The 26,629-nt window shown below is 63.0% G+C and carries 23 protein-coding genes, 3 tRNA genes, 4 rRNA genes and 1 pseudogene; 16 read left to right on the top strand and 15 right to left on the bottom strand.

The genetic code is table 11. The annotated features are described in order from the left end of the window. Nucleotides 1–120: 120 nt before the first annotated feature. Complete coding sequence (locus tag NP511_RS07895; RefSeq protein ID WP_006649988.1) at nucleotides 121–474, top strand: hypothetical protein; 354 nt, start codon at nucleotides 121–123, stop codon at nucleotides 472–474. Nucleotides 475–504: 30 nt separating this feature from the next. Here the strand turns inward: NP511_RS07895 and NP511_RS07900 are convergent, their stop codons facing one another. Further along, nucleotides 505–1,353 carry an alpha/beta fold hydrolase gene (locus tag NP511_RS07900; protein WP_049965085.1) on the bottom strand — a complete coding sequence of 283 codons (849 nt, stop codon included), beginning with the start codon at nucleotides 1,351–1,353 and terminating at the stop codon, nucleotides 505–507. Between the two features lie 146 nt (nucleotides 1,354–1,499). Here NP511_RS07900 and NP511_RS07905 point away from each other — a divergent pair, with 146 nt between their 5' ends. Next, a complete protein-coding gene (locus tag NP511_RS07905; protein WP_049965086.1) occupies nucleotides 1,500–2,771 on the top strand; it encodes a DUF2238 domain-containing protein in 1,272 nt (423 codons plus the stop codon). Nucleotide 2,772: 1 nt separating this feature from the next. Here NP511_RS07905 and NP511_RS07910 read toward each other — a convergent pair whose 3' ends face one another. Further along, nucleotides 2,773–3,633: an aldo/keto reductase gene (locus NP511_RS07910; protein ID WP_049965087.1), complete on the bottom strand. Its 861-nt coding sequence runs from the start codon at nucleotides 3,631–3,633 to the stop codon at nucleotides 2,773–2,775. 176 nt (nucleotides 3,634–3,809) lie between these two features. Here NP511_RS07910 and NP511_RS07915 point away from each other — a divergent pair, with 176 nt between their 5' ends. From NP511_RS07915 to NP511_RS07930, 4 genes are all read left to right on the top strand, one after another. Beyond that, nucleotides 3,810–4,100, top strand: a complete 291-nt coding sequence (locus tag NP511_RS07915) for a DUF7577 domain-containing protein (protein WP_006649984.1) — start codon at nucleotides 3,810–3,812, stop codon at nucleotides 4,098–4,100. Nucleotides 4,101–4,252: 152 nt separating this feature from the next. Beyond that, nucleotides 4,253–4,642, top strand: a complete 390-nt coding sequence (locus NP511_RS07920) for a hypothetical protein (RefSeq protein WP_136396870.1) — start codon at nucleotides 4,253–4,255, stop codon at nucleotides 4,640–4,642. A gap of 3 nt (nucleotides 4,643–4,645) precedes the next feature. After that, nucleotides 4,646–4,846: a helix-turn-helix transcriptional regulator gene (locus tag NP511_RS07925; RefSeq protein WP_006649982.1), complete on the top strand. Its 201-nt coding sequence runs from the start codon at nucleotides 4,646–4,648 to the stop codon at nucleotides 4,844–4,846. 479 nt (nucleotides 4,847–5,325) lie between these two features. Then, nucleotides 5,326–5,538: a YgaP-like transmembrane domain gene (locus NP511_RS07930; protein WP_006182655.1), complete on the top strand. Its 213-nt coding sequence runs from the start codon at nucleotides 5,326–5,328 to the stop codon at nucleotides 5,536–5,538. Between the two features lie 239 nt (nucleotides 5,539–5,777). Here the strand turns inward: NP511_RS07930 and NP511_RS07935 are convergent. After that, a tRNA-Phe gene (locus NP511_RS07935) sits at nucleotides 5,778–5,851 on the bottom strand. Nucleotides 5,852–6,071: 220 nt separating this feature from the next. Between NP511_RS07935 and NP511_RS07940 the strand changes: the two genes are divergently transcribed. After that, entirely contained in the window at nucleotides 6,072–6,518 is a 447-nt protein-coding gene (locus NP511_RS07940; RefSeq protein ID WP_006182656.1) for a DUF7344 domain-containing protein, read from the top strand. Between the two features lie 230 nt (nucleotides 6,519–6,748). Here NP511_RS07940 and NP511_RS07945 read toward each other — a convergent pair. Next, nucleotides 6,749–6,822: transfer RNA gene (locus tag NP511_RS07945), tRNA-Val, on the bottom strand. 413 nt (nucleotides 6,823–7,235) lie between these two features. Here NP511_RS07945 and NP511_RS07950 point away from each other — a divergent pair. Both NP511_RS07950 and NP511_RS07955 read left to right on the top strand, forming a co-directional pair. Then, nucleotides 7,236–7,691: pseudogene (locus tag NP511_RS07950) on the top strand (DUF192 domain-containing protein); the annotation flags it as partial. Nucleotides 7,692–7,745: 54 nt separating this feature from the next. Then, nucleotides 7,746–9,680: an ABC transporter ATP-binding protein gene (locus tag NP511_RS07955; protein WP_049965089.1), complete on the top strand. Its 1,935-nt coding sequence runs from the start codon at nucleotides 7,746–7,748 to the stop codon at nucleotides 9,678–9,680. A gap of 93 nt (nucleotides 9,681–9,773) precedes the next feature. Here NP511_RS07955 and NP511_RS07960 read toward each other — a convergent pair whose 3' ends face one another. Then, complete coding sequence (locus tag NP511_RS07960; protein WP_049965090.1) at nucleotides 9,774–10,118, bottom strand: DUF5789 family protein; 345 nt, start codon at nucleotides 10,116–10,118, stop codon at nucleotides 9,774–9,776. A 116-nt stretch (nucleotides 10,119–10,234) separates the two neighbouring features. Between NP511_RS07960 and NP511_RS07965 the strand changes: the two genes are divergently transcribed. Continuing rightward, a complete protein-coding gene (locus NP511_RS07965) occupies nucleotides 10,235–10,972 on the top strand; it encodes a creatininase family protein (RefSeq protein WP_049965103.1) in 738 nt (245 codons plus the stop codon). Nucleotides 10,973–10,996: 24 nt separating this feature from the next. Here the strand turns inward: NP511_RS07965 and NP511_RS07970 are convergent, their stop codons facing one another. Continuing rightward, a complete protein-coding gene (locus tag NP511_RS07970) occupies nucleotides 10,997–11,449 on the bottom strand; it encodes a DUF5790 family protein (protein WP_006649967.1) in 453 nt (150 codons plus the stop codon). Nucleotides 11,450–11,720: 271 nt separating this feature from the next. Between NP511_RS07970 and NP511_RS07975 the strand changes: the two genes are divergently transcribed. From NP511_RS07975 to NP511_RS07985, 3 genes are all read left to right on the top strand, one after another. Beyond that, nucleotides 11,721–12,077, top strand: coding sequence for a dihydroneopterin aldolase family protein (locus NP511_RS07975; protein WP_006649966.1), 357 nt, complete (start codon nucleotides 11,721–11,723; stop codon nucleotides 12,075–12,077). An 85-nt stretch (nucleotides 12,078–12,162) separates the two neighbouring features. Then, nucleotides 12,163–12,936 carry an NAD-dependent glucose-6-phosphate dehydrogenase Azf gene (gene azf / locus NP511_RS07980; protein WP_006649965.1) on the top strand — a complete coding sequence of 258 codons (774 nt, stop codon included), beginning with the start codon at nucleotides 12,163–12,165 and terminating at the stop codon, nucleotides 12,934–12,936. A gap of 63 nt (nucleotides 12,937–12,999) precedes the next feature. Then, nucleotides 13,000–13,971, top strand: coding sequence for an aldo/keto reductase (locus NP511_RS07985; protein WP_006649964.1), 972 nt, complete (start codon nucleotides 13,000–13,002; stop codon nucleotides 13,969–13,971). Between the two features lies 1 nt (nucleotide 13,972). Here NP511_RS07985 and NP511_RS07990 read toward each other — a convergent pair whose 3' ends face one another. The 4 genes from NP511_RS07990 to NP511_RS08005 form a co-directional block, all read right to left on the bottom strand. Further along, nucleotides 13,973–14,845: an LLM class F420-dependent oxidoreductase gene (locus NP511_RS07990; RefSeq protein ID WP_049965091.1), complete on the bottom strand. Its 873-nt coding sequence runs from the start codon at nucleotides 14,843–14,845 to the stop codon at nucleotides 13,973–13,975. A gap of 136 nt (nucleotides 14,846–14,981) precedes the next feature. After that, nucleotides 14,982–15,596, bottom strand: coding sequence for a DUF309 domain-containing protein (locus tag NP511_RS07995; RefSeq protein ID WP_049965092.1), 615 nt, complete (start codon nucleotides 15,594–15,596; stop codon nucleotides 14,982–14,984). Nucleotides 15,597–15,916: 320 nt separating this feature from the next. Further along, a complete protein-coding gene (locus tag NP511_RS08000; RefSeq protein ID WP_006649961.1) occupies nucleotides 15,917–17,014 on the bottom strand; it encodes an aminopeptidase in 1,098 nt (365 codons plus the stop codon). 90 nt (nucleotides 17,015–17,104) lie between these two features. Continuing rightward, nucleotides 17,105–17,830: a queuosine precursor transporter gene (locus NP511_RS08005; RefSeq protein ID WP_049965094.1), complete on the bottom strand. Its 726-nt coding sequence runs from the start codon at nucleotides 17,828–17,830 to the stop codon at nucleotides 17,105–17,107. A gap of 458 nt (nucleotides 17,831–18,288) precedes the next feature. Here NP511_RS08005 and NP511_RS08010 point away from each other — a divergent pair, with 458 nt between their 5' ends. The 3 genes from NP511_RS08010 (at nucleotide 18,289) to NP511_RS08020 (ending at nucleotide 20,804) form a co-directional block, all read left to right on the top strand. Further along, nucleotides 18,289–18,483: a cold-shock protein gene (locus NP511_RS08010; protein WP_006182670.1), complete on the top strand. Its 195-nt coding sequence runs from the start codon at nucleotides 18,289–18,291 to the stop codon at nucleotides 18,481–18,483. A gap of 254 nt (nucleotides 18,484–18,737) precedes the next feature. Beyond that, a complete protein-coding gene (locus NP511_RS08015; protein WP_006182671.1) occupies nucleotides 18,738–19,013 on the top strand; it encodes a PadR family transcriptional regulator in 276 nt (91 codons plus the stop codon). A gap of 444 nt (nucleotides 19,014–19,457) precedes the next feature. After that, nucleotides 19,458–20,804, top strand: coding sequence for a ribonuclease J (locus NP511_RS08020; RefSeq protein ID WP_049965095.1), 1,347 nt, complete (start codon nucleotides 19,458–19,460; stop codon nucleotides 20,802–20,804). Nucleotides 20,805–20,909: 105 nt separating this feature from the next. On the opposite strand, the gene rrf (NP511_RS08025) is transcribed toward NP511_RS08020, so the two are convergent. From rrf (NP511_RS08025) to NP511_RS08045, 5 genes are all read right to left on the bottom strand, one after another. Next, nucleotides 20,910–21,031 (bottom strand): 5S ribosomal RNA (gene rrf, locus NP511_RS08025). 71 nt (nucleotides 21,032–21,102) lie between these two features. Further along, nucleotides 21,103–21,224, bottom strand: a 5S ribosomal RNA gene (gene rrf, locus NP511_RS08030). Nucleotides 21,225–21,353: 129 nt separating this feature from the next. Beyond that, nucleotides 21,354–24,275: ribosomal RNA gene (locus NP511_RS08035) — 23S ribosomal RNA — on the bottom strand. Nucleotides 24,276–24,499: 224 nt separating this feature from the next. Beyond that, nucleotides 24,500–24,571, bottom strand: a tRNA-Ala gene (locus tag NP511_RS08040). Between the two features lie 155 nt (nucleotides 24,572–24,726). Beyond that, a 16S ribosomal RNA gene (locus tag NP511_RS08045) occupies nucleotides 24,727–26,199 on the bottom strand. The 16S, 23S and 5S rRNA genes sit together here with 1 tRNA gene alongside, the layout of an rRNA operon. Between the last annotated feature and the right edge of the window lie 430 nt (nucleotides 26,200–26,629).

Consider the following 26,629-nt stretch of genomic DNA (forward strand, 5'->3'; position numbering starts at 1 on the left):
TCGGGACCACGCTCCACGCGCCGGCGATGGCCTACTCACCGGGCAATGCGCCGCCCGGAAGAAAGCGACCTCCAGTCCCGAAGCGGGACTTTTTATCGTGCGACTCCGACAGTGGACCACATGACCCACGGACTGGAGCCGACCGAGGAATACGACGGCTCTATCGCCGTCCACCTGCTGGACGATCAGTCGGGCCGGGAGGAGATCCGCTGTGGCTCCTACGAGGAGGCGATCGACGTCGTCAAAGCCAACCACCGCTCGGTCACGGTCGCGAAGATCGTCGACCGGGGCGGCGATGTCGTCTTTACCTCCGCGGAGATGACGATCGACGACTGGGAGACCGAGTGGGAACGCGCGAAACGCCGCCTCTCCGTCGACGTCGAGGCGTACGACTGTCCCTACGACAACGTCGCCTGTTTTGCCGACGATCTCTGTCTCGACTGCCAGATCGACAGGGTCAAAGAACAGTACTGAGCGCGTAGTCACGACCGGCTCGAGCGTCGGTCACGCGGCGTCGTCGAGAAACGTCGTCAACCGATCGACGAAGTATGCCGGCCGTTCCTCGGGGATCCAGTGGCCGGCACGGTCGACGACCTCGCCCTCGACGTCGGTCGCGACCGCCTCCATGTCTCTGATCGGCAGCTCCCGAAACGAGGCCGCGCCGCCGAGTGCGAGGACCGGCAGCTCGAGCGGGTCCTCGGCGTGGGCACGGTTGTGTTCGGCATCGGTCTCGTAGGCACGGTAATACTCGAAGCCGCCCCGCAGGCCGCCGGCCTGTGAGTAACAGCGGACGTACTCGTCGCGGGCCGCGTCGTCGATCGCCGACGGATCGTACGCGCCCTCCTTGTAGAACCAGTCGAGGTAGAGCCGTTCCCGGCCGGCGACCAGCCGCTCGGGCAGGTCACGAACGCCGTGGAATCGTGTGTGCCAGAGTTTCTTCTTTCCGTCTTCGTTGATCCCCGGCAGGCCGGCCTCGAGGACACAGAGCGCGCGGACTTCGTCGCGGTACTGGGCGGCGTAGGCGTAGGCCGTCGGCATCCCCCAGTCGTGGCCGACGAGCGCGATCCGATCGTCGCCGAAGCCGAGGTGGGCGACGAGTTCCCGGACGTCGGTCGCGACGGTGTCCTTGTCGTATCCCGAGGTCGGGGTCGCGGAATCACCCAGCCCACGGAGGTCGGGCGCGATGACGGTGTAGTCGTCGGCGAGTGACGGGATCACGTCCCGCCACTCGTACCAGGTCTGTGGCCAGCCGTGACACAGCACCAGTGGCGGGCCGTCACCGGCGGTCACGTAGTGGAGTTTCGTGTCGTTGACGCGGGCCTGTCCGTGTTCGAGGTCGTCACGTGCAACCATACGTCACCATTGCGGGACTGACGTATCAGGCTTCCGTCGGAAACGGGGTGGCGAGTCGGGCCGTTCGGAGTCGCTCGAGGCAGTCGAGCCGGGCGGTGGCTTTGTCATGCTCTCGCGTTTAGGGCCGTCGGCCCGTACAGCGTCGTATGGCGGACGCTCGACTCGACGGCCTGTTCGACGACACGCAGGGAAACGCGGTACTCGCGTGGGCGCTGACGATCGCGCTCGTCGCGTTGGCGATCAATCACGGGTTCGCGGACTCGTACCGCTGGTTCGCGTTTACCGCGTTCGCGGTCGCCATCGTCCTGCTTCCCGTCGTCGCGTTTCGAGATCCGCTCGTGATGCCGCCGTGGGAGTTGCTGGTGCTGGTCTTGCTCCCCGTCGTCGACGCGACGGTCCTCGGCGAGTCGGCGCTGACGTCGATCGCCGTCTACGTCGCCGTCGCCGCGGTCGCGCTCGTCGTCACCGTGGAGATCGACCAGTTCACCGCCGTCCGGATGAACCACGCCTTCGCGGTCGCGCTCGTCGTACTGACGACGCTCGCCGTCGCCGGCGCGTGGAACGTCGCCCAGTGGCTGGCCGACGTAACGTTCGGGACGGAGTACATACTGAACGGGCGCTCACAGGACGCGGCCAACCGCACGCTGATGATCGACTTCGGGTACGCGGCGGTGGCCGGCCTGTTCGCTGGCGTCCTCTTCGGCCGCTACTTCGGGTCCTACGGCGACGAGGTGGTCGAGACGCCGCGGGACACCTCGCCCGACGAGGAGCCGGATCCCGTCCCGACGCTGATCCGCGATCAGCTGAACGTCCCCGATGGGATCGTCGTCCGATTCTCCCGAGGCATGCAGGCGGCGCTCGCGATCCTCCTCGTATACGGCGTCGTCAGCCGCGATCTGACGACCGTCTCGAACGCCGCCATCGCGCTCGCGATCACGTTCCTCCCCGCGCTCCTCGAGCGCGACGCCAAGTTGCCCCTCGAGCCGGGGCTGGTGTTCTGGCTCACGGCGGCCGTCTTCCTGCACGTCCTCGGATCGGCCGGCATGTACGCGCTCGTCGGTCAGTGGGACAGCATGACGCACACGGTCTCGGCGTCGATCGTCGCCGCGGGCGGCTACGCGGTCGTCCGAGCGATCGACCTCCATACCGACGAGATCTACGTCCCGCCCGCGATGTTGTTCGCGTTCATCCTCGTGTTCGTACTGGCCTTCGGCGTCGTCTGGGAACTCATGGAGTTCGGCATCGACTGGAGCGCCCAGCGGCTCGGCCTCGAGGCGGTGCTGGCCCAGCACGGGCTCGACGACACGATCAGCGATCTCGTCTACGATACCGTCGGGGCCGTCGTCGCCGCGGTCTGGGGCTCGTTCTATCTCACCGACCTCTCCGAGCGCATCGCCGGCCGACTCGCGGCCTCGTAACTCACTCGGCCGCGTCGGTCAGTCGCTGCACCTCGTCGTCGGACAGCGACAGCTGCGAGGCGGCGACGTTCGACTCGAGGTGGTCGGGATCCGAGGTACCCGGAATCGGGAGGATGACCGGCGAGCGCTCGAGGAGCCACGCCAGCGCGACCTGTCGGCGCGTCGCGTCGTAGGTCTCGGCGATCTCGTCTAAGAGGTCGCCGTGTTCGGCCAGGTCGTCGCCGTTGATCGGGGCCCACGGGATGAAGCCGATGTCGTTCTCGGCACAGACCTCGAGGGAATCGGCCGCGCCGCGGTCGTTCAGGTTGTACCGGTTCTGGACGGTCGCGACCTCGACCTGTTCCCGGGCCTGATCGATGAGTTCCGGGGAGACGTTGCTGAGGCCGACCTGATCGACGAATCCCTCGTCTTTGAGTTCCGCAAACGCCGCCACGGAGTCCTCGAACGGCGTGTCGTCGTCTGGCCGGTGGAACTGATAGAGGTCGATGGTGTCGGTCCGGAGCCGGTCCAACGACGTCAGCACCTGATTCCGGATGTAGTCGGGGTCGCCGTGGGCGAGCCAGTCGCCCTCGCGGTTGCGCAACAGGCCGGCCTTGGTCGCGACCAGCACGTCGTCGGGATCGCCGATCGCCTCGCCGATGAGTCGTTCGCTGGTTGCCGGGCCGTAGGAGTCGGCCGTGTCGATGAGGTCGACACCGCAGTCGACGGCGTGTTCGACGACCTCACGGGCGGCCGCCTCGTCGTCGGGCGCGCCGATAATGTCCTCGCCCGTGATCCGCATCGCCCCGAACCCGAGCCGATGGACCGTCGTCTCGCCGATCTCGAACGTGTCGCTCTCGTTTGTGATCGAGTTACTGCTCACGTCCGTATGTCAGCCTCGGGCCCCTTGAGAAGTCGGCTTCCCGAACGATGTGCCGGTTACGCCAGTTGGCTCCGTTTCGCCGTCCGACTCGAGGGATACCACCGTTCGTCTCGCCGGACTAGTATCGTATGGTATCATGCCCCAATCGCTAACTGTCGAGCGACCGTAACGGCGATATGGGTGACCCCGGGCAGTTGTATGCCGTCATCATCGGCGTTCTCCTGCTCGTCGCGTTGGGAGTCAGCGTCCCGGTTCTCGTCGGAATCGCACGGGATGGCCTCGAGCGCCACCGCAAGCGACGGGCCGGTAAACTGGAGCGCGACACCGACGACGAGGAGTTCGACCGCAGGCCCCCCGGAGCATTCGAGGCGGACACGGCGGATCGAACGCGCGTGACGTGTCGTCGCTGCGGTACGGAAAACGACGCCGAGTTCACGTACTGTCGTCGCTGTACGACGCCGCTTTGACCGCTCTCGAACGGATCGAGGTAACCGATCGAGGGCCGTTCGTCGTGGGCCGTTCTGCAGTCAGTTCCGTGAGCCGTCGTCACTCGAGCGTCGTATCTCTCCGATAGTATGGAAAATTCTTATAACGTATTGGAAAGTATGCTTTACACGAGATGGCAGAAACGTACTCCCGTAAGCTCTCCGTCGGGATCGGACTCATGATCGCCGGCGTCATCGCATTGACCGTCGGTGCCGACGTGGCACCCGATCCGGAGATCAGCACCGCCCTCGCGATCGGCGGCGGCCTCCTCATCACGCTCGTCGGTGTCTGGTCGTTTCGCCTCGCCGAGCGACGAAACGACTACGACGAACGGTATCTCAAGATCGGCCTCCGGGGAACGGCGGTCTCCCTCTGGGTGTTCTTCTGGGCGGTCGCCGTCTGGACGACCCTCGAGCGCAGTACCGATCTCACGACGCCGGTACTCGAACCGCTGACGTGGCTCATGATCGTGCCGTTTCTCGTATTGCCGAGTACGATCTGGTACTACGGACGGGTCATGTGAACGATGGAGAACGATCTCACCGTCTGGCGGGCGAAAGCCGACATCACGCAAGCCGAACTCGCCGATCAGGTCGGTGTTTCGCGACAGACGATCAACGCGATCGAACGCGGGCGGTACGACCCGAGCCTCGAGCTTGCGTTCGAGTTAGCACGCTATTTCGACTGCCGAATCGAAGACATCTTCGACTACGAGCCGGACGACTGAGCGCTGGGAGGGCCGATCGAACGCGTTCGATACCCCGGTTTCGACACTGTCGGTCGTCCGCGCACGGCGGCGCGCCTTTCACGGACGGGCTCGGATCCGAGCCGACCGCTCGCGTTAGAGGTCCTCTCCCGTCGCTTCTTCCGCCGTCTCTTCGACACCCTCAGACACTGCCTCCTCGGTCCCACCCGAGAGGTATCCCTCGATCATCTCGGCGACGGTTTTGAGCGCGTCCATAGCATTCGTTCTCGAATACAAATACAATAAATTAATCGATCATCATCAGTTCGACTGGAGAACACGGCAGTTTCGACGATATGAATCGATACCTGGCCTCACAGAGCAGGCTCTCGGAGATGGACCGAACGGAAACACCGTCCTGGATTTGATCCGGGGGTCCGGCTTGCTTCGCTGCAGGGGCTAGATGTGGAGTTAGCATCCGCTCGGGAAAATACAAGGCCGAGGCGGCCCATGAGTCGGATATGGTCGACCAGAACGTCGGTGGCCGTGACAGACTCGTCCGCGCACTACTCGCCGTTGTGCTGACGCTCGTCGCAGCAACCACGCTCCGAAACGGCAAGCGCAAGACCGGCCTGCTTGCCCTCGTCGGGGCGCTCGGGCTCGGCTTCAACGCGACAACGTGTTTCTGCGGGCTGAATGAGGCGCTCGGGATCGACACGACGACCGACGAGTAGTGGCCCTTCTTCGAGTGAGAGAGCGACTACGCCTCGTTCACGAGCCGTTCAGCCTCGAGTTCCGTTCCCGACTCGAGCGATTCCGACAGAGAATGCTGGTCGACGGTACGTACAATGGAATGAAACGCCCGCCAGCGAAGGGTGCGTTCATGAGCCGGTTCAAATCTCTCCGGAATCGCGGGGGTAACACTGCCGAAATCCGCCGCTGTACGGTCAATACACAACGAACCGTAGGAGTATGCCGCCTCCCGGATTTGAACCGGGGACAGCTCGATCTTCAGTCGAGTGCTCTCCCAGTCTGAGCTAAGGCGGCGCATCTCTTTCTCCGTCCATCGTATAAAAAAGGATTTCGAATCGCGATCGTCGTTCCGATCGGCTTACAGGTGGCCGGCCGGCGACCGGACCGCTCGAGTACGGGTGTGATTCGTGAGTAATGGAGGCGATACACGCGACTCTACATGCCATTACCGGCGTCTGTTGGAATTTCGGATATTCAAGACACCCTTTTGCGCCCCGGGAGGTAATACCGTGTTATGGAAGCCCTTACCTCGAGTCAGGAGGCCCATGAACTCGACGCCGACACGATTCTCGAGCTGTTAGCGAACCGCCGGCGTCGCTACCTCCTCTATGCCCTTCGCGGTCGGGAGGACCCGATCGAACTCTCGACGCTGGCCGAAACGGTCGCGGGCTGGGAACACGACGTCCCGCCGGACGAGGTCGCGAAAAACGAGTACAAGAGCGTCTACGTGTCGTCGGTCCAGTGTCACGTCCCGAAACTGGACGACGCCGGCGTCGTCGACCACGACGAGGACAACCACACCGTCGTCCTCGCGGACAACTTCGACCAACTCGAGCCGTACCTCCGGATCGTCGTCAAGGACGAACCGGAGAACTCGACGCTGCATGCCGCCCTCCAGACCGAGTCGGGCGAGGGCCTGCTCGGTCAGATCCGTGAAAACGTCGCCCGACTCAAACAGTAACGCCAGCACTACGGCCGGCGTTGGTCGGTCAGACGTCTCGACTCGAGGTCGTTTCTCCCCGTTTGCCGGACCGCTCGGAGCGGCGGGTTTGAACACGGTAAAGTCTCGGCTGGGCTCGGGTGGGTTCGAACAACGCGAAGACTCGCTCACTGGGTTCGCGTCGCCTTCTCTCGTTCGAACCGCCCTCGGTCCACATACCTGCTGCTCGCGAACTTGCTCGCAGCAGGAAGTGGGCTCGGGCGGGTTCGAACCACCGACCTCGGCCTTGTAAAGGCCGCGTCATGACCAGCTAGACCACGAGCCCGCACCCGAGACGAGTAGGTCCGTCCGAATAACCTTTACTCTCTGGCCCCACAGGAATCGTGCATGGCGCTCGAGTCCGTCTGGAAGGGGCTGCTGGTGATCGCCGCCGTCTCGATCATCGGCGTCGTCCTCGTGCAAGCCGGTTTGGTCTCGGTTCCGTGGGGACCGGACGAGGGCGAAGTCCGGATCTTCGACGACGAGACCGACGGCGAGTCGACGACGCGATCGGATACCGGAGACGGCACCGCGAACGAAGCCGACAGCGGGAACGGCTCCAGCGGTGGGACTGACGGCGGCAGCGCCACCGACGACGGTGACGGCGATGCCAGTAGTGACACGGACGACAGCGGTTCCACTGACGCTGACGACGGCTCGAGTGCCAGCGACGACGGTGCCACGGACGACGGGACCAGCGCCGAACCCAAAGCCGTCGTCGACGTCGAAGTCGCCGACGACCGCTCGGAACGCTACACCGGCCTGAGCGATCACGACACCCTCGAGCGAGGCAACGGCATGCTGTTCGTCCACAATCGGGAGCAGGAACTCACATACGTCATGCGCGAGATGGACTTCGACATCGACATCATCTTCATCGACGCCGACGGCGAGATAACTCAGATACACCACGCCCGCGCACCCGAACCCGGCGAGGACGGCGAGGACCTCGAGTACTCGGGCCGCGGGAAGTGGGTCCTCGAGGTGCCCCGCGGCTACGCGAACGAAACCGGGATCGAGGTCGGCGATCGGGTCGAGATCGACCTCGAGTCGAACCGGACGTCGATCTTCGAGGTTACCCCCGGCTTCGACACGCTCGAGCAGTGGGCGCTGGCCGATCCCGACGCAGCCCCGACGGCGGCCGTTCGCCCCTGACGTGTTTCGATTCGTAGATAACCCTTATTGCCGGCGATCCCGGAGCCGTGTGCAATGAGTGGCGCCGACTTGGACGAGGACGATCCCTTCGAGGAACAACGCGAGGAGATCGAGAACCCGATGAAGCGGTTGTTCCTCGAGTACGGATCGAACTACACCGGTGCCGCGGTCGTCGGGATCATCGCGAGCTTCTTCGCCCGAATCCTGGATCTGCTCCCCGCGCTCATGCTCGGGATCGCGATCGACGCCGTGATCCGACAGGACATCCCGTACGCCGAGGCGTTCCCGATCGGCAGCGGGTTCGTCGGCCCGTACGTCCCCGACGGCCGAATGGCGCAGTTCTGGCTGACGGTCGGAATCATCGCCGGTTCCTTCCTGCTGTCGGCGGTCTTTCACTGGACCCGAAACTGGGGGTTCAACACCTTCGCCCAGAACGTCCAACACGACATCCGGACCGACACCTACGACGAGATGCAGCGTCTGGACATGGGCTTTTTCGCGGACAAACAGACCGGCGAGATGATGTCGATCCTCTCGAACGACGTCAACCGCCTCGAGAAGTTCTTAAACGACGGGATGAACTCCCTCTTTCGGCTGCTCGTGATGGTGGTCGGGATCGGCGGCCTGCTGTTTGCGATCAACAGACAGCTCGCGCTGGTCGCCCTGCTTCCGGTGCCACTGATCGCCGTCTTCACCTACCTGTTCATCCAGACCATCCAACCCAAGTACGCGGCAGTCCGCTCGACCGTCGGCAAGGTCAACTCCCGACTCGAGAACAACCTCGGCGGCATTCAGGTGATCAAGTCCAGCACGACCGAGTCCTACGAGTCCGACCGCGTCGAGGACGTCTCCCGGGAGTACTTCGACGCCAACTGGGGGGCGATCCGTACCCGGATCAAGTTCTTCCCCGGCCTGCGGGTCCTCGCGGGGATCGGCTTCGTCATCACCTTCACGGTCGGCGGACTCTGGGTCACACAGGGCCCGCCGGGACCGTTCACCGGCGGCCTCTCGACCGGGATGTTCGTCGTCTTCATTCTCTACACCCAGCGCTTTATCTGGCCGATGGCCCAGTTCGGACAGATAATCAACATGTATCAGCGGGCCCGCGCCTCGAGCGCCCGCATCTTCGGGCTGATGGACGAACCCAACCGGGTCGGAGAAGAGCCCGACGCACCCGATCTCGAGGTAACGGAGGGCCGGGTCGAGTACGACAACGTTTCCTTCGGCTACGACGAGGAGCCGATCCTCGAGGACATCGACTTCACCGTCGAGGGCGGTGAGACGCTCGCACTGGTCGGTCCGACCGGGGCCGGCAAGTCGACGGTCCTCAAACTCCTCTTGCGGATGTACGACGTCGACGAGGGCGAGATCCGCGTCGACGGCCAGCAGGTACAGGACGTGACGCTGCGGAGCCTGCGCGAGTCGCTTGGCTACGTCAGCCAGGATACGTTCCTGTTCTACGGCAGCGTCGAGGAAAACATCAAATACGGCACCTTCGACGCCGACCGGGAGGACGTAATCGAAGCCGCGAAGATGGCCGAAGCCCACGAGTTCATCCAGAACTTGCCGGAGGGGTACGACACCGAGGTCGGCGAACGCGGCGTCAAGCTCTCGGGCGGCCAGCGCCAGCGACTCTCGATCGCCCGCGCGATCCTCAAGGATCCGGACATTCTGGTCCTCGACGAGGCGACCAGCGACGTCGACACCGAGACGGAGATGCTCATCCAGCGCTCGATCGACGACCTCGCGGAAGACCGGACCACCTTCGCCATCGCCCACCGGCTCTCGACGATCAAGGACGCCGATCAGGTGCTGGTCCTCGAGGGCGGCGAGATCGTCGAACGGGGTACCCACGAAGAGTTGCTGGAAAACGGCGGGCTCTACTCGCATCTCTGGGGTGTCCAGGCCGGCGAGATCGACGAGTTACCGCAGGAATTCATCGAACGCGCCCAGCAACGACAGGCCCGAACCGAAGCCGGCGACGACTGAAACGGTTTGCTGTAACGATGTACCGGTTGGGCCGCGAACGTCCTGCGGTCCCACCGGCAATGACTTGCAGTAGGCCGTATGAGAGGGTCTGAACTAAAACGATTCCTGTCCGTCCTGGTCGTCTTGATCCGGGCCGCCCTCGTCCTGTCTATCCTCGCCCGCGGCGGGCGGGGTCCGATCGCTGTAGTTCTTCCGTCCGATGGCCTCGTCGCTGACCATGTTCATGATCGCCCCCTCGACTTCTTCGTAGTCGCGGTACTCGTCCTCGCCGAGCGGGCCGATAAGGTCCTCGAGTGTCGTCGTGTTGCCGCTCATCTCGATCGTCTCGTCGCCGTGTTTCTCGAGGAGTTCGTCGTGGCTGATCGGGTACGACTCGCTCTCGAGGGTCTCCTGCAAGCCGCCGAGTTCGACGCCGCGTTCGCGGCTATCGTCGGGCATGGGTCGTGAAAGGAGTCGGCGACGCAAACGGGTTGGGCCTGCGTTCGCCGTGACGCAGGCGAGTCGCGGTCACCGTCACCGCGGGTTTGATGCCCGCGCGGTCGGAGTGTTCGGCCATGCACCTCTCCGAGAACACGTGGACCGACGTTCGGGACCTCAAGACCGACCTCGCGGTCGTCCCCGTTGGAAGCACGGAACAGCACGGGCCCCACGCCCCGCTCGGGACGGACGTGGCGACGGCCGAGGCGGTCGCCGACGCCGGGGTCGACCGCTGCGAGCGCGAGGTCGTCCGCGCGCCGGCGATTCCGGTCGGGATCGCCGAGGAACACCGCCAGTTCCCGGGCACGATGTGGGTCTCGGCGGACACGTTCCGGGACTACGTCGGCGAGGCCGTCGCGAGCCTCGCTCACCACGGCTTCGACCGGGTCGTCCTCGTCAACGGCCACGGCGGCAACGTCGACGCCCTCCGGGAGGTCGGCGGGCGACTCACGCGGGACGGCGACGCCTACGTCGCCCCGTTCACCTGGTTCGAGGCCGTCGGCGACCACAGCGCCGATATGGGCCACGGCGGCCCCCTCGAGACGGCCCTACTACGTCACTGTGATCCCGACTCGGTTCGGGAGGACCGCATCGACGAGGCCCGCGACGGCGCTGCCGACGGCTGGGGCGAGTGGACGAGTCACGCCAACCTGGCCTACGACGCGGCCGAGTTTACGGAGAACGGAGTCGTCGGTGATCCGGGTGAAGGCGACGCTGCTCGCGGCGCGGAACTGCTCGATCTCGCCGGCGACGCGCTCGCTCGGCTGCTCGAGGCGGTCGCCGAACGCGACGTCTCGCGGCCCGCGGACCGATAGGTCGGCGAACCCGAGGGCGGCCGATTACTCCTCGTCTTCCTCGTCGTCCGCTTCGTCCGCGGCGTCGGCCGCCTCGTCGTCGGCGGGACCGGCGTCCTGCAGCGTGCCCCGAAGCGCCGGGATCGTCGACGTGAGTTCGCCGACCTGCTCGCCGGCCTCGGCGATGTCCGTGATCGCGTCCCCGAGGGCCTCGATCTCGGCCTCGAGGTCGTCGGCGTCGTCGAAGGCGTCGGCGCGTTGGCCCATCGTGAACCACTTCTTCGCGTCGCGGAGGTGATCCTCGGCGTCGCCGACTTCCAGCGCGGAGTTGAGCCCGTTGAGTGCGCCCAACACGTTGTCCGCGTCGGTCTCCCAGACGTCGTCGGCGTCGGGCAGGGCCGCCCAGGCCGCCTCGAGCGAGGACTCGACGTCCTCGCGCATCTCGTTGGCGGCTTCCCCGAACAGTTCCTCGTCGTCGCCGAGCGTCGCTTGGCTCATGTCACCGTCTTTGCGGGCACGGGGGTTAAAAGATAGCCCGAAAGTGAAAGTGAAATCAGTCGCGAGCGGGTCGATATCGGTCGAACGGCGGCACGATTTCGAAAGGGAGGTCCTCGGTCCGGCGGCGGATCGCTCGCGTCCGCCCCGGTCGGCAGCGAGCCGACGACCGCTCCGGACGGACGGCCAGACGCAAGCGACGTGTCCGGACCGTCGCAATCGTCGCTCCACGAACATCGGAATCCCCTTGCCGGCCGCAGACGAGACCCATCGTATGAGTTCCGAGACACCGACCGACGCCGAGACGGCCTGCTTCGAGGCCGGCATCAAGTTCGGCTCGCTGTACCACCAGTTCGCCGGCACGCCCGTCTCGCCCGAAAGCGCGCCCAGCCTCGCGACGGCGATGGCGGAATCGATCGAGAACCAGCCCCACTGTCGCGAAGTCACCGTCGACGTCCGAACCGACGAACTCGAGGCCGCACTCGCCGAGTCGACGGCCGACTACACCGAATTGACGGGGCGCTTCCTCGAGGTCGAAATCGTCGTCGACTACGAAGGCTGTACGGTCGTCACCCGCATGGAAATGGAGGACGGCTATCCGCTGATGCGACTCGAGTCGGTTCGAGAGTGAGTCGATCGGGGGGCGTGTGCCATCGCCGACCGCACGCCGGGCAAACCGCATGGTACTTATCGACGCTTTCCCTTCCACCGAACGAATGGCACAGTCAGTCCTGCTCACCGGGGCTGCGGGGCGGGTCGGAGACGCCATCCTCGGCGGCCTCGCGGACGACTACGAGTGGCGATTACTGGATCGGGAGCCGCCGACCGACGACCAGCCGGGCGAGTTCGTCGTCGCGGACATCACCGACGCGGAGGCCGTCCGAGAGGCGATGGACGGCATCGACGTCGTGATCCACCTCGCGGGCGACCCGCGGCCGGAAGCGCCGTGGAACAGCGTCTTGACGAACAACATCGACGGGACCCAGACGGTCTTCGAGGCGGCCGTCGACGCCGGCGTCGAGGCGGTCGTCTTCGCGTCCTCGAACCACGCCGTCGGCAACTACGAGACCGACGAGCGAACGCCCGAGATGTATCGCGAAGACGACGACTACCTGCTCGACGGGACCGAACTCCCCCGCCCGAGCAACCTCTACGGCGTCTCCAAGGCCGCCGGCGAGACGCTGGGTCGGTACTACCACGACGAACACGACCTCTCCGTTGCCTGTGTGCGCATCGGCAACCTCACGCAGGGCCACCCGCCGATCGACTACGAGCGCGGGCAAGCAATGTGGCTCTCCTACCGCGACTGTGCGCACCTGTTCGACCGCTGTATCCGCGCCGACTACGACTACGAGATCGTCTACGGCATCTCCGACAACGACCGCAAGTACTACTCGATCGCGCGCGCTCGAGCGGCGCTGGGCTACGACCCGCAGGACAACTCCGCGTACTACGATGGCGAGGAGCAAGTCGTCGAACCGGACGCCTGACAAGAGCCGGCAACCGACTCCGACGAGCCCGATTTTTTGTCGCCGCCGGTCGGATCGTGATCCATGGAGTACACGACGCTCGGCTCGACCGGGATGACGGTCAGCCGAATCTGTCTCGGTTGTATGAGCTTCGGTACGGAACGGGAGTGGATGCTCGACCCCGAGGAGAGCAAGGCGTTGATCGACCGCGCGATCGATCTCGGCATCAACTTCTTCGACACCGCGAACGTCTACTCCACCGGCGAGTCAGAGGAGATCCTCGGCGACGCGCTCGCGGGCTACGACCGCGACTCACAGGTCGTCGCGACGAAAGTCTTCGGCGAGATGGATCCCGGCAACCCCAACGCCAGCGGCCTCTCCCGCAAAGCCATCGAGCAGGAACTCGCGGCCAGCCGCGAGCGACTCGGGATGGACACCATCGACCTCTACCAGACCCACCGCTGGGACTACGAGACGCCGATCGACGAGACGCTGCGGGCGCTCGACGACGCCGTCCGCCGCGGCGAGGTACGCTACATCGGCACCTCCTCGATGTGGGCTCACCAGTTCGCCGACGCCTTGCAAACGAGCGATGCGTTAGACCTCGAGCGGTTCGCAACGATGCAGAACCACTACAACGTCCTCTATCGCGAGGAGGAACGCGAGATGTTACCCCTCTGTGACAAGGAAGACGTCGGCGTCATCCCGTGGTCACCGCTGGCCCGCGGCGTCGCGACCCGCCCCCACGAGGAGATCGAGTCGACCACGCGCGGTCGGACTGACCAGTACCTCGAGCAGATGTCCTATCTCCAGGGCGGCGGCGAGGCGATCAACGAACGGATTCAGGAGTTGGCCGCCGACAAGGGCGTCTCGATGGCCCAGATCTCGCTGGCCTGGCTGCTCCACAAGGAGTGGGTCGACGCGCCCATCGTCGGGACGACCAGCGTCGAACACCTCGAAGACGCCGTCGAGGCACTCGAGATCGACCTCTCGGATTCCGATATGGAGTACCTCGAGGAACCGTACGAGCCGTTGCCGGTGGCCGGACACCAATAAACTATAGCAGGCCGGTCTCGGTCAACACCTCGGCGACCCGCTCGAGGTGGGCCGTGTGTTCCTCGCCCTCGAGACCCTGGTACATCGTCGTGATCGAGAGGTAGTCGGCCCCCAGCTCCCGCCAGGCCTGGGCGCGCTCGATCCACTCGTCTTCCTCGTCGGGAACGGCGTACATCCGGCCGGCAAGGCCGATGTCGTCGGGATCGCGGCCCGCTTCCTCGGCGTACTCGGCGAGGTCCGCGAGGTGGGCCTCGGCGTCGTCGCCCGGCTGGAACTGGGGTAACCAGCCGTCCGCAAGCCGGGCGACCCGGCGCTTGACCGGCTCTGCCATCCCGCCCATCCAGAGCGGGATCGGTTGCTGGACCGGCAGCGGTCGGATACCGGCATCGGGAATCTCGTGGAAGTCGCCGTCGAACTCGACGAGTTCGTCGGTCCACAGGGACCGCAGGACCTCGACCTGCTCCTCGATGCGCTGCCCGCGTCGCGAGAAGTCCTCGCCGAGCGCGACGTATTCGGGCTCGTTCCAGCCGACGCCGACCCCCATCCGAAATCGGCCGTCGGTAAACCGATCCAGCTGGGCGGCCTGCTTCGCCACGAGCGCCGTCTGGCGCTGTGGCAGGACGAGAATCCCCGTCATGAACGTCAACGCCTCCGTCTGCCCAGCCAGATAGGAGTACGTCGTCAGCGGCTCGTGGAACGTACTCTCGTAGTCGTATGGGCCGTCCCATCCCTCCCGGTCCGGGTTCACCCCGAGGACGTGATCGTACGCCAGCACGTGTTCGTACCCCGAGGCCTCGACCCGCCGTGCGTAGTCGGCGAGCGTCTCCGGGTCGTAGCCGATCTCGAGTTGTGGTAACACGGTACCGATTTCCATACCCCGGCGTTCGGACGGGGCCGACTTGAACCTCCGGCCGCCGGCGAACGACGGCGGCTATCGGCGCGCTGGCCGACCACGTGCCGCTCAGAACGTCACCTGGCGAATCGTCACCCGAGACTCGAGCGCCGACGCATCAGAACAGTCCCTCGACGTCCTCCTCGCGAGCCCGCCGCCGGCCGACGTGGTCCGTCAGGCGCTGATAAATGATCCCCCGATGCTCGTCCTCTCGGACGAAATCGAACACCAGCGTGATGAACTGACTGCCGTCCTCGCCGGCCTCGAGGGCGTCCTCGGCGTACTCCCGAGCCCGTGCGACCGGCTCCGGGTCGTAGCCGAACTCCTCGGCGAGGACGACCGCCGCGATCGCCGTCGGCTCGAACGCGAGCCCCGAAAGCGAGGGGGGCCCGTCCTCGTGTTCGATCGGGACTGGCGGGCCTCGCTCGATCCGTTCGGGATCGGTCGCGAGTTCGGACAGCGCGGTCCGGATCGGCTCGAGTCCCAGATCGCGGTAGTCCGCGGGCAGCCCCGCGAGGTACTCGCCGCCGCTCTCGGCGAGCCCGACCGCGCCCTCCCAGTTTCGCTCGCGGGCGTGGTAGACCGCACCGCTGTACTGGATGAGTCCATGAAGCAACCGTTCGTCGTCGCTGCCGGACTCGCACTCGAGCCAGCGGTCCTCCCAGGCGTCGTGGGCGGCGTGGTAGTGGCCGGCGTTGAAGATCGCGGCCCCCGATCGAAGGTGATCGCGCATAGCCGTGGTTGGGGCTCGAAACTCGAGAACGTGACGAAAACGGAGACCGCCGGATACCTCGTCGAGGAGCGACCGGGGACGCACCGGGAGCGAACGGCCCCGTCGCCGCCCGACGACGCGTACCGCCTCCGGCAGGGCGGGCAGACGACTGTGGACGGGTCGATTCCGGGACGTGTGATCCCAACCGGTTACTGGCCGCCACCGGTGCGGCGGTATCCGTTGTGAGGGGCTCCGTACGGATTAGTATGGTATTGCTTCCGGCGTTTCCGAGCGCGTTCGAGGACGGTAAGCATTCCCTACCGGCCAGTCAGCTCGAGCGTTCAGGCATCGAACCCGTCCTCGAACCGGAAGATCCCGTTTCGCTGGACGACCTCGCCGTCGATCTCGAGGCGGGAGTCCGTGCTAACGTCGGTGATCAGGTCGACGTGGACCGCCGAATCGTTGCCCGACTGGCCGTCGGGAAGACAGGCGTCGTACGCTCGGCCAAGCGCCAGATGGACGGTATCGCCCATTTTCTCGTCGAAGAGAATGTTGTCCGTGTAGCGGTCGATCCCACGGTTCATCCCGATACCGAGTTCGCCCAACCGGCGCGCGCCGTCGTCCGTCTCGAGGACATCGCCGATCACGCCTTCGCCCTGTTCGGCGTCGTAATCGACGACCGCGCCGTCCTCGAACTCGAGGCGGACGTTCCGGACGGACTCGCCCCGGATCGTCATCGGCACGTCGAAGGTCACCTCGCCCTCGGTCGCGTACGGCGCGGTGAAGACCTCGCCGCTTGGCAGGTTGTGGGAATCGTAGGCGACGGAGGCGGCGCTGTTGACCGCCGTTCGGCCCTCGATCGACATCGTGAGATCGGTATCGCTCGAGACGAGCCGCACCTCTGAGCCCGCATCGAGGAGGTTTTTCAGTTGCGCCATCTCGTCGGCCAGCGACTCCCAATCGCGCAGGATAGCGTCGTAGGCGAAGTCCCGGTACTCCTCGTAGGCCATGTTCGCCTGCTGGGCCAGCGAGCGCGTCGGATGCGCCGTCGACACCCAGCGGGTCCCCAGTCGCGTCTCCCGGATCTCGTTTCTGGCCTCGGTATAGGCCCGCCGGCGCTCGCCCGGCACGTCCGCCGTCGCGCTCGTGTTTCGCCCGCCGCCCAGCGAGAGGTAGACGTCCGCGTTCTCCACGAGCGCGAGTTCGTGGGCGGGGGCCTCGTCGAACGCGTCGTCGTGGGCCTGCAGATATGCCCGCGTGACCTCGCCCGAACTGTACGTCGCGAGCAGGTTCGCGCCCCGCTCGCCGAGTTTCTCGGCGACGGCCACGGCCAGTTCGTGGGCGTCCGGCCCGACCGAGACGACCACGTCGTCGCCCGCCTCGACCCGCGCGCTCCAGTCGACCAGTACCTCGGCGTGTTCGCGGACCCGTTCGTCCATACCCGCACCTCTCGAGCGGGCTACTAAACGCTCCCCGTTCGGACCGAAAACTCCGGGGCTGTGAGGAGGGTGACTGCGAGCCGCGAGCGATCAGGCGGTGCTGGCGTCTTCGGCCGGGACCCCCTCGCGCGAGCGCACGAGCGAGACGATGGCGTAGACGACCGGGGTGTCCAGGAAGGCAATCGCGAGTTTCAGCAGGTACTGGCCGACGATCAACGAGAGCAAGAGGTCGGGCTTGAGGACCGTACCGACGCCGAGGACGGCGGGTGCAACGGCGAACGCGACGACGACGAAGATGACGGTATCGATGGCCTGACTGGAGGCCGTCGACCCGATGTTCCGAAGCCAGAGCTTCTCGGGGCCGGTGTACTCGCGGATCCGATGGAAGACGAGAACGTCCCAGTTCTGACTGACGACGTAGGCCAGGAGGCTCCCCAGTACCACGTTCGTCGACGCCCCCAGCGCGGTCTCGAACGCGCCCGGATCGACGCTCGAGGGGGCGGCGGGCGCGGCGATCGTCGACCAGACCAGCGCGAGAACGACGAAGTTCAACACGAAGCCGACGTTGACCAGCACCTGTGCGGCGCGGCGACCGTACAGTTCGGTGTAACAGTCGCTCGCGAGAAACGTCAGTGCGTAGGCGAGCGCGGCCCCCGGCAACGCGAGCTGTGCCCCGGTGATCGGGATCGCGACGGGCAGTTCGAAGGCCAACACCTTCGACGCGGTCAACTGTGCGGTGACGAGCGCCGTCACGAAGAGCCCGATCAACGCGACCTGTGCGGTCGTCGGGACGCCGACGGATCGTTCCTGACTCATGCCGCCGCGTATCCGTCGGACTCACCTAAACGATGCTACTTCGCCCCCGCGATCGCGCCGCCCGTCTCCTCGAACGGCGGTCGGACGCATCGACGATAATCCGCGTCCACTGTTCGACCCCCCATCGAACGCGCGCCCTCGAGACGAAAGCGGTCCGAAGGCGTTCTTGACGGACGGTCACTCCGCTTCGAATCTGACCCAACGATATCGCCAGTGTCACGAACTCTCGGGACGTATTTAACGGACGACTACGGGGACAGTTGGGGAGTACATCCAGTTGGAGAGTTGTTCCGTGGGTTTCCGTCCGATTCCGCCACTCGCCACTCGAGAAAAACAGGTTCCGCTGTTTCTCTGCAGTTCGCTCGTCACCCGTTTCCTATTATAGCTCAGTATTTTTCTTTCGGCTGCGGAATAATTGCACAACTGTTATACGCATCGCGGGTCTCTCTGGAATTGCAATGGCGAAAGGAAACGTTGATTTCTTCAACGACACAGGCGGCTACGGTTTCATCGAGACTGACGACGCGGACGATGACGTTTTCTTCCACATGGAAGACGTTGGCGGTCCGGACCTCGAAGAAGGCACAGAGATCGAATTCGACATCGAACAGGCCCCCAAGGGCCCCCGCGCCACCAACGTCACCCGCCTGTAATACGGCTACTTGCGTTCGGTAACGGGTTTCACAGTTCGAATACCATTCTTCGTAACGCAGACGCCTCGAGCGACTGCGTTCGCCCGAGCGAGGGAGAACGACCCCCTCGTCGCTCGGATATAGTCGGTCGTTACCGAGTGAAATCGGACCCATCGATCCGAGAGCCTCAATTAGTTGCCCGAAACGACTTCGGAACGGTTGATACGAAATCGATAACAAATAGTCGGATTCCCGTTCGTCCACCCGAGTACACAATGGACGATCTGACTGGGTTTCAACGAGACCTTCTGTACGTGATCGCGGGGGCCGATCAGCCGTCCGGCCAAGACGTCAAAGACGAAGTCGAAACGTACTACAACAGCGAGATAAACCACGGGCGGCTGTATCCGAACCTCGATACGCTCGTCAACAAGGATCTCGTCGAGAAAGGGCAACTCGACCGCCGGACGAACTACTACGAGATCAGCGACAGCGGCCAACAAGCCATCGAACGACGCCGCGAGTGGGAGCAACAATATATCAGCGACTAATCTCCGCCGACCGCCACACGAGGTCGATACCACGGGGCCGCCACGGACGGCAACCGCCCGACGCCACGAGTACCGAATAGGCCCTTGTCCCGACCATCCCGCTCGACCCAGTCAGCACCGCCTCGAGCCGCCATCCGACCCAAAATGTGGTGCCGATGCGATTCACCGTCGCGTCTCGGTTCCCGGCTCCCGCGACTACCAGTTTTCACACCAATCGACCCCCGGCTGATCGCTCCCTCGCTCGCTGAAACCCGGGGCTACTTACGTCGGGAGAGCGGTTGCTATACTATCCGAAAAAGGCGCTGTCCGTGGCGCAGTCGGGGCCGGATATCGGTTCGACCGCCCGAGACGTGATCGAAGCCGGTTCTCGCCGTGCAGCACATCCGTCCGGCAACCGTTCTGGCCGCATGACTGTCCACAGGACTGCTCTGATCGGTCCCACCAATGGAAATCGAAATTGCGACGATCGGCGGTTACGAGGAAGTCGGCCGACAGATGACGGCTGTCCGCGCTGGCGACGACATCGTGATCTTCGACATGGGTCTGAACCTGTCGAAGGTACTCATTCACGACAACATCCGAACCGAAGGCATGCACAGTCTCGATCTGATCGACATGGGTGCCATTCCGGACGACCGGATCATGAGCGATCTCGAGGGCGACGTTCAGGCGATCGTGCCGACGCACGGCCACCTCGACCACATCGGTGCGATCAGCAAACTCGCACACCGATACGACGCCCCCATCATCGCCTCCCCGTTCACGCTCGAACTGGTCAAAGGCGAACTCGAGGAGGAGGGCAAGTTCGACGCCGACAACGATCTGATCGCGATGGATCCCGGCGAAACGACGTCGATCGGCGACAGCGGCGTCCTCGATCTCGAGTTCGTCAACGTCACCCACTCCATCGTCGACGCGATCAACCCCGTCCTCCACACGCCCGAAGGCGCCGTCGTCTACGGGCTGGACAAACGGATGGACCACACCCCCGTCATCGGCGACCCGATCGACATGGAACGGTTCCGTGAGATCGGTCGCGAAGGTGAGGGTGTCCTCTGTTACATCGAAGACTGTACCAACGCCAACAAGAAGGGGCGGACTCCCTCCGAGAGCGTCGCCCGCGAACACCTCCGTGACGTCCTCTACAGCATGGAGGACTACGACGGCGGCATCGTCGCGACGACGTTCTCGAGTCACATCGCACGGGTGAAGTCTCTCATCGAGTTCGCTCGAGATATCGGCCGGCAGCCGATCCTGCTGGGCCGCTCGATGGAAACCTACTCCGGCACCGCGAAACAAATCGGGATCGACTTCCCCTCCGACGTCGAGATGGTCGGCTACCGCCAATCCATCGAGCAGACGTTCGAGCGGATCATGAACGAGGGCAAGGAAAACTTCCTCCCCGTCGTTACCGGTCATCAGGGCGAGCCGCGTGCGACCCTCACCCGTATGGGCCGCGGCGAGACGCCCTACGAACTGGAGGACGGTGACAAAGTCGTCTTCTCGGCACGGGTGATTCCGGAACCGACCAACGAGGGCCAGCGCTACCAGGCCGAGAAACTCCTCCGCATGCAAGGTGCGCGCATCTACGACGATATTCACGTCTCGGGGCACCTCTGTCAGGAGGGTCACTACGAGATGCTCGATGCGCTGCAGCCCGAACACGTGATTCCGGCACACCAGAACATGAGCGGCTTCTCGGGATACGTCGATCTGGCCACGAATCAGGGATACAAGCTCGGACGGGATCTGCACGTCACCTCGAACGGGAATATCATCGAACTCGTCTGAGTTAGCCAACAGCGGTTTCTCTTCTCTCAGTTACAAACAGCATAGAGTGTGCGACAATAAATACGAAAACCCGCATAGTAGCGACTATGCGGGTTGAAGTATGAATGGAAGCGGCGAAACGGGGTTCCCAGAGGGTCGCCCACTCCAGTACTGACCGTAACGTAGGCGAGCTTATCTTCCGTGTTCGGGATGGGTACGGGAGGCACCTCGCCACTATGGCCGCTGTAATGCCGACCGGCGGAATCGAACCGCCGTCAGACCACGATCGGTATATTTCGGCTCTATTGGCCGATATGAATGGTGGCGGCGAATCAGATTTCCCAGAGGGTCGCCCACTCCAGTACTGACCGAAACGCAGGCGAGCTTATCTTCCGTGTTCGGGATGGGTACGGGAGGCACCTCGCCGCTATGGCCGCCGTAATGCCGATTCACGGAATCGAACCGCGATCATGCCAATATCGGTGGTGTGTCCAAGACCGAATGTACGTGTAGTCCAGTTTGCGTCCGGACCCGTTCACGCGTCACGGATCCAATGCGATGTAGTGTATGAGTGTGTGGCTTGGCCGATTAGTTCTCGCGGGCTCAACACCTCGTTGCCTTGGTGCGTACACCCCGAGTCTATCGATCTCGTCTTCTACGAGTGGCCTCGGTGGTATCTCTTTTTCAGGTGGGTTTCGAGCTTAGATGCGTTCAGCTCTTACCCCGTGGTGCGTCGCTGCCCAGCACGTGCCCTTTCGGACAGCTGGTACACGAGTGGCACCCATTCGTAGTTCCTCTCGTACTATACGAACGTTCCCGTCAGATACCGTAACACCCCCAATAGATAGCAGCCGACCTGTCTCACGACGGTCTAAACCCAGCTCACGACCTCCTTTAATAGGCGAACAACCTCACCCTTGCCCGCTTCTGCACGGGCAGGATGGAGGGAACCGACATCGAGGTAGCAAGCCACCCGGTCGATATGTGCTCTTGCGGGTGACGACTCTGTTATCCCTAAGGTAGCTTTTCTGTCAGCAATTGGCCGCATCAAGCAGCCTAATTGGTTCGCTAGACCACGCTTTCGCGTCAGCGTCCGTCGTTGTGCCGGACACTGTCAGACTTCCGTTTGCTCTTGCGCTCTTTTCCGCGTCTCCGACGCGGATGAGGAAATCTTGGGGCGCGCCCGATATCTTTTCAGGCGCGTACCGCCCCAGTCAAACTGCCCGGCTACCAGTGTCCTCCGCCAGGAGTGAGAGTCGCAGTCACCATCGGGTAGTATTTCAATGCTGCCTCGGTGGCCCGCTAGCGCGGGTACCTGTGTACCGGCTCCTACCTATGCTGCACAATGGCGACCACGTCTCAGTGACAGCCTGCAGTAAAGCTCTATAGGGTCTTCGCTTCCCCTTGGGGGTCTCCAGACTCCGCACTGGAACGTACAGTTCACCGGGCCCAACGTTGGGACAGTGGCGCTCTCGTTGATCCATTCATGCAAGCCGCTACTGAAGCGGCAAGGTACTACGCTACCTTAAGAGGGTCATAGTTACCCCCGCCGTTAACAGGTCCTTCGTCCCCTTGTACGGGGTGTTCAGATACCTGCACTGGGCAGGATTCAGTGACCGTACGAGTCCTTGCGGATTTGCGGTCACCTATGTTGTTACTAGACAGTCGGAGCGCCCGAGTCACTGCGACCTGCCCCATTGCAGGGCAGGCATCCCTTATTGCGAACGTACGGGACTAACTTGCCGAATTCCCTAACGTCGGTTGCTCCCGACAGACCTTGGCTTTCGCCGCCACGAGTACCTGTGTCGGATCTCGGTACGGACAGTGTGTTCGCCTTTTCACGGGCTCTAGGTTGACCTCTCTTACGCTATCCAGCCATTCGGTCGATTCGTGCCATTACGGCTTCCACGAACTTCGACTGTTCGACCGGGCGAAAGCCCGGCAGAGGCGGCCCCAAAGCGTTGGCTTTGAGTACACACTGGCATAGGAATATTAACCTATTTCCCTGTTGTCAGCTTCGACTTACGGGCTGACTTAGGACCGGCTAACCCTCAGCTGATCAGCATTGCTGAGGAACCCTTACTCGTTCGGCCGTCGGGGTTCTAACCCGACTAACGCTGCTACTATGACCAGGATTTTCGTTACTGAACGGTCCACACGACTTCTCAGCCGTGCTTCCACCCGAACAGAACGCCAACCTACGAGATCACCAGTCTGAGTGGTGCTGCTAGGTCTCGGTGGTAGACTTGAGCCCCGATCATTTTGGGCGCCTCAAACCTCGGCCGGTAAGCTGTTACGCTTTTCTTAGAGGGTAGCTGCTTCTAAGCTCACCTCCCGGCTGTCTAGGGCTTGAGACCACCTTCGATCGCACTTAGTCTACACTTGGGGACCTTAACCCAGCTCTGGGTTGTCTCCCTCACGGTACACAGGCTTACCCCGTGCACCGGACTCCCTGCGTCAAGCGGCGTTCATAGGTTCGGAGTTGGACAGGGGGGCACACTCCTCTCGGAGTGCGGTCCCCCAATCCGTCGCTCTACCCCATGAACTACCTCGGCAGAGGTCATGCTTCGACATGTTTCGGTTGGAACCAGCTGTTTCCGGACTCGATGGGCCTTTCACCCCTAGACGTAGGTCACGAGAGGGTATTGTAGGACACCAACTCTAACAGGCCTCCACGTGCCTTTCGGCACGCTTCGCCTTGCCCACGCCTAGATCGTCCGGTTTCGGGTCGTGCCCGTTTGACTCCCCGCGCTTGAACACGGCGGCCCTCGTGCAAAGCACTGCGGCCATGTCGGTTTCCCTTCGCCTTCCTCGATGATCGAGTTAGACTCGTCAAACAGGCACACTCCCTGGTTCGTTTTTCAAAACGTACGACAGAACACCGGCTTCCCAAACTTCTTACTACAGGTTCGCACCTGATTCATTTTGTCCGGGACCTTGTGTGCCCTGTCGCTCCATCGCCAACTGATTTCACGCCCTATTGCACCTCCCTTCGTGGGGTGCTTTTCAGCGTTCGCTCACGCTACTTGTTCGCTATCGGTCTTGAGGAGTGTTTAGTCTTCGCGGTCGATGCCCGCGATATTCACGAGGGATATCCAACCCCCGATACTCTGGAGCTGACTCGTTCCTTACTTGCCGACGGTACGGGACTGTCACCCTGTCTCGTACTCTATTCCAAGAGACTTCGCGTCGCCGTTCGGGAAGTGATCGTCAGTCCGAACACCACATTGCCCGTGAGGGCTTCGGTTTGGACTGTGTCGCGTTTATTCGCCATTACTAACGACATCGCGTTTGCTTTCTTTTCCTGTCGGTACTAAGATGTTTCAATTCTCGACGTTCCCCATTGCGCGAAGCAATTGCGGTGGGGATTCCCATTCGGAGATCCCAAGTTCTTCGCCTCCGTGCGGCTCCCTTGGGCTTATCGCAGCTTGGCACGTCCTTCTTCAGCTCTCAAGCCGAGCGATCCACCAGCTGGCACAGTAGCCACGTTCATCGGATCGGCGTTGCGACAGAGTCGCAACATCGTGACCCGGGAACGGGTCCAGTGGACGCCTGGACTACACGTACACACGGTATCATCTGCACGCCGGTAGACGGCCGGCCTGCATTAACCCTTCCCACCCACGCTTGCGCGGGGTGGTGCATCGGTTCGTTCGGATTCAATCCTCGGGTCGTCTCCCACTTAAGGGGCACGATCCGAGATTTCCTCCGAGACATGGACCCACAGGGATTCGAACCCTGGGCATCCTCCTTGCAAAGGAGGCACTCTACCACTGAGCTATGGGCCCACGTCCGCCACGAGGGCGGACAGAGCGTGAAACGTTAGCCTTGGTAGTTCAAAGGTGCCCGATCGGCCACGACGTGGCTCGATCGAACGTGAAACCACGTGGCGCAAAGCGCCACGAGTTAAGGTGGGCCGGGGCAGCGCCCCGGTCCCGGTCTGTGGAGGTGATCCAGCCGCAGATTCCCCTACGGCTACCTTGTTACGACTTAAGCCCCCTTGCGGAGCCCAGATTCGACCGGCGTTGCGCCGGCCTCATCCGGACCCCACTCGGGTGCTTTGACGGGCGGTGTGTGCAAGGAGCAGGGACGTATTCACCGCGCCCTTCTGAGGCGCGATTACTACCGAATCCAGCTTCATGAGGGCGAGTTTCAGCCCTCAATCCGAACTACGACCGAGTTTCGGAGATTAGCGCCCCCTTTCGGGGTTGCATCCCACTGTCTCGGCCATTGTAGCCCGCGTGTCGCCCAGCACATTCGGGGCATACTGACCTACCGTTGCCCGTTCCTTCCTCCAGTTTGGCACTGGCAGTCCTCCTAATGTACCCAACCACCGCTAGGTGTTGCTGGCAATTAGGAGTGCGGGTCTCGCTCGTTGCCTGACTTAACAGGACGCCTCACGGTACGAGCTGACGGCGGCCATGCACCTCCTCTCAATGGCTCCAGTAAGGTCATCAACCTGACTTTCACTGCACATTGTCGATGCTGGTGAGATGTCCGGCGTTGAGTCCAATTAAACCGCAGGCTCCTCCGGTTGTAGTGCTCCCCCGCCAATTCCTTTAAGTTTCATCCTTGCGGACGTACTTCCCAGGCGGTCTGCTTCACGGCTTCCCTGCGGCACAGCACAGGCTCGTAGCCTGTGCCACACCTAGCAGACATCGTTTACAGCTCGGACTACCCGGGTATCTAATCCGGTTCGTGACCCGAGCTTTCGTCCCTCACCGTCGGATCCGTCTTCCAGAGGCGCTTTCGCCACCGGTGGTCCGTCCAGGATTACGGGATTTCACTCCTACCCCGGACGTACCCCTCTGGTCTTCCGGTCCCAAGCCATGCAGTTTCCACCGGACGCCCGCGCGTTAAGCGCGCGGATTTCCCGATGGACTTGCATGGCCAGCTACGGACGCTTTAGGCCCAATAATAGCGGTCATCACTCGCGCTGCCGGTATTACCGCGGCGGCTGGCACCGGTCTTGCCCAGCACTTATTCCGCGACCACCTTACGGTCGCAAAAAGCGAGGACTATATGCCCTCGCACTTGGAGTCCCCTTATCGCACTTTCGTGCAGTGTAAAGGTTTCGCGCCTGCTGCGCCCCGTAGGGCCCGGTATCTTGTCTCAGATACCGTCTCCGGGCTCTTGCTCTCACAACCCGTACCGATTATGGGCACGGTGGGCCGTTACCCCACCGTCTACCTAATCGGCCGCAGCCACATCCTATGGCGCCGGAGCGTTTCGGATTCATGCCACTCCAGGCAGTGAATCGTATTCCGAATTAGCCTCAGTTTCCCGAGGTTATTCGGATCCATAGGGTAGTTTGGCCACGTGTTACTGAGCTATCTGCTACGAGTCTAAACTCGTGCAACTAGCATGGCTAAATCGGACTCCAATAGCAATGACCTCCGGCAGGATCAACCGGAATGCTATATGATCTCCCCAGTTGGGGAGGGTCTGTTTGGCGGTGAATGTTGGTACACACTCACACATGGGTCCACGTTCGCTGACGCCGGTCGTCTGACCGATCGAGCGTCACCGAACTACCAAGGCTAACATCAGATCCCATCTGTACGGCGGACCGCAGGGGTGGAATCCTCATTTCCTTCGGATGTATTCGTAGACCGTCTGGAGTATATAACCCCTTCGGGTTCGAATCATCCGTGGAGACGGAGTGCGTCACGCACGCCGCCTCTTTCTTCGTATATATTCACAATCGCTGGTTACTACTTAAGGCCTACGAACCGATACTTCACAGAGAGGGAGTCCCACACACGGTTATGGGACAGTATTCCAATTATCTCCCCCGAAATGACAGTCGTTCATACTGAGAGCCGATCAAACATCGGAGACAGTTC

The sequence above is a fragment of the Natrinema thermotolerans genome (assembly GCF_031165565.1).
GTDB classification, from domain to species: domain Archaea; phylum Halobacteriota; class Halobacteria; order Halobacteriales; family Natrialbaceae; genus Natrinema; species Natrinema thermotolerans.

Bases quoted from the DNA above. Each gene is read 5' to 3' on its own strand.
- NP511_RS07895 (WP_006649988.1), top strand. From the start codon at position 121: ATGACCCACGGACTGGAGCCGACCGAGGAATACGACGGCTCTATCGCC.
- NP511_RS07900 (WP_049965085.1), bottom strand. From the start codon at position 1,353: ATGGTTGCACGTGACGACCTCGAACACGGACAGGCCCGCGTCAACGAC.
- NP511_RS07905 (WP_049965086.1), top strand. From the start codon at position 1,500: ATGGCGGACGCTCGACTCGACGGCCTGTTCGACGACACGCAGGGAAAC.
- NP511_RS07915 (WP_006649984.1), top strand. From the start codon at position 3,810: ATGGGTGACCCCGGGCAGTTGTATGCCGTCATCATCGGCGTTCTCCTG.
- NP511_RS07920 (WP_136396870.1), top strand. From the start codon at position 4,253: ATGGCAGAAACGTACTCCCGTAAGCTCTCCGTCGGGATCGGACTCATG.
- NP511_RS07925 (WP_006649982.1), top strand. From the start codon at position 4,646: ATGGAGAACGATCTCACCGTCTGGCGGGCGAAAGCCGACATCACGCAA.
- NP511_RS07930 (WP_006182655.1), top strand. From the start codon at position 5,326: ATGGTCGACCAGAACGTCGGTGGCCGTGACAGACTCGTCCGCGCACTA.
- NP511_RS07940 (WP_006182656.1), top strand. From the start codon at position 6,072: ATGGAAGCCCTTACCTCGAGTCAGGAGGCCCATGAACTCGACGCCGAC.
- NP511_RS07955 (WP_049965089.1), top strand. From the start codon at position 7,746: ATGAGTGGCGCCGACTTGGACGAGGACGATCCCTTCGAGGAACAACGC.
- NP511_RS07960 (WP_049965090.1), bottom strand. From the start codon at position 10,118: ATGCCCGACGATAGCCGCGAACGCGGCGTCGAACTCGGCGGCTTGCAG.
- NP511_RS07965 (WP_049965103.1), top strand. From the start codon at position 10,235: ATGCACCTCTCCGAGAACACGTGGACCGACGTTCGGGACCTCAAGACC.
- NP511_RS07970 (WP_006649967.1), bottom strand. From the start codon at position 11,449: ATGAGCCAAGCGACGCTCGGCGACGACGAGGAACTGTTCGGGGAAGCC.
- NP511_RS07975 (WP_006649966.1), top strand. From the start codon at position 11,721: ATGAGTTCCGAGACACCGACCGACGCCGAGACGGCCTGCTTCGAGGCC.
- azf (WP_006649965.1), top strand. From the start codon at position 12,163: ATGGCACAGTCAGTCCTGCTCACCGGGGCTGCGGGGCGGGTCGGAGAC.
- NP511_RS07985 (WP_006649964.1), top strand. From the start codon at position 13,000: ATGGAGTACACGACGCTCGGCTCGACCGGGATGACGGTCAGCCGAATC.
- NP511_RS07990 (WP_049965091.1), bottom strand. From the start codon at position 14,845: ATGGAAATCGGTACCGTGTTACCACAACTCGAGATCGGCTACGACCCG.
- NP511_RS07995 (WP_049965092.1), bottom strand. From the start codon at position 15,596: ATGCGCGATCACCTTCGATCGGGGGCCGCGATCTTCAACGCCGGCCAC.
- NP511_RS08000 (WP_006649961.1), bottom strand. From the start codon at position 17,014: ATGGACGAACGGGTCCGCGAACACGCCGAGGTACTGGTCGACTGGAGC.
- NP511_RS08005 (WP_049965094.1), bottom strand. From the start codon at position 17,830: ATGAGTCAGGAACGATCCGTCGGCGTCCCGACGACCGCACAGGTCGCG.
- NP511_RS08010 (WP_006182670.1), top strand. From the start codon at position 18,289: ATGGCGAAAGGAAACGTTGATTTCTTCAACGACACAGGCGGCTACGGT.
- NP511_RS08015 (WP_006182671.1), top strand. From the start codon at position 18,738: ATGGACGATCTGACTGGGTTTCAACGAGACCTTCTGTACGTGATCGCG.
- NP511_RS08020 (WP_049965095.1), top strand. From the start codon at position 19,458: ATGGAAATCGAAATTGCGACGATCGGCGGTTACGAGGAAGTCGGCCGA.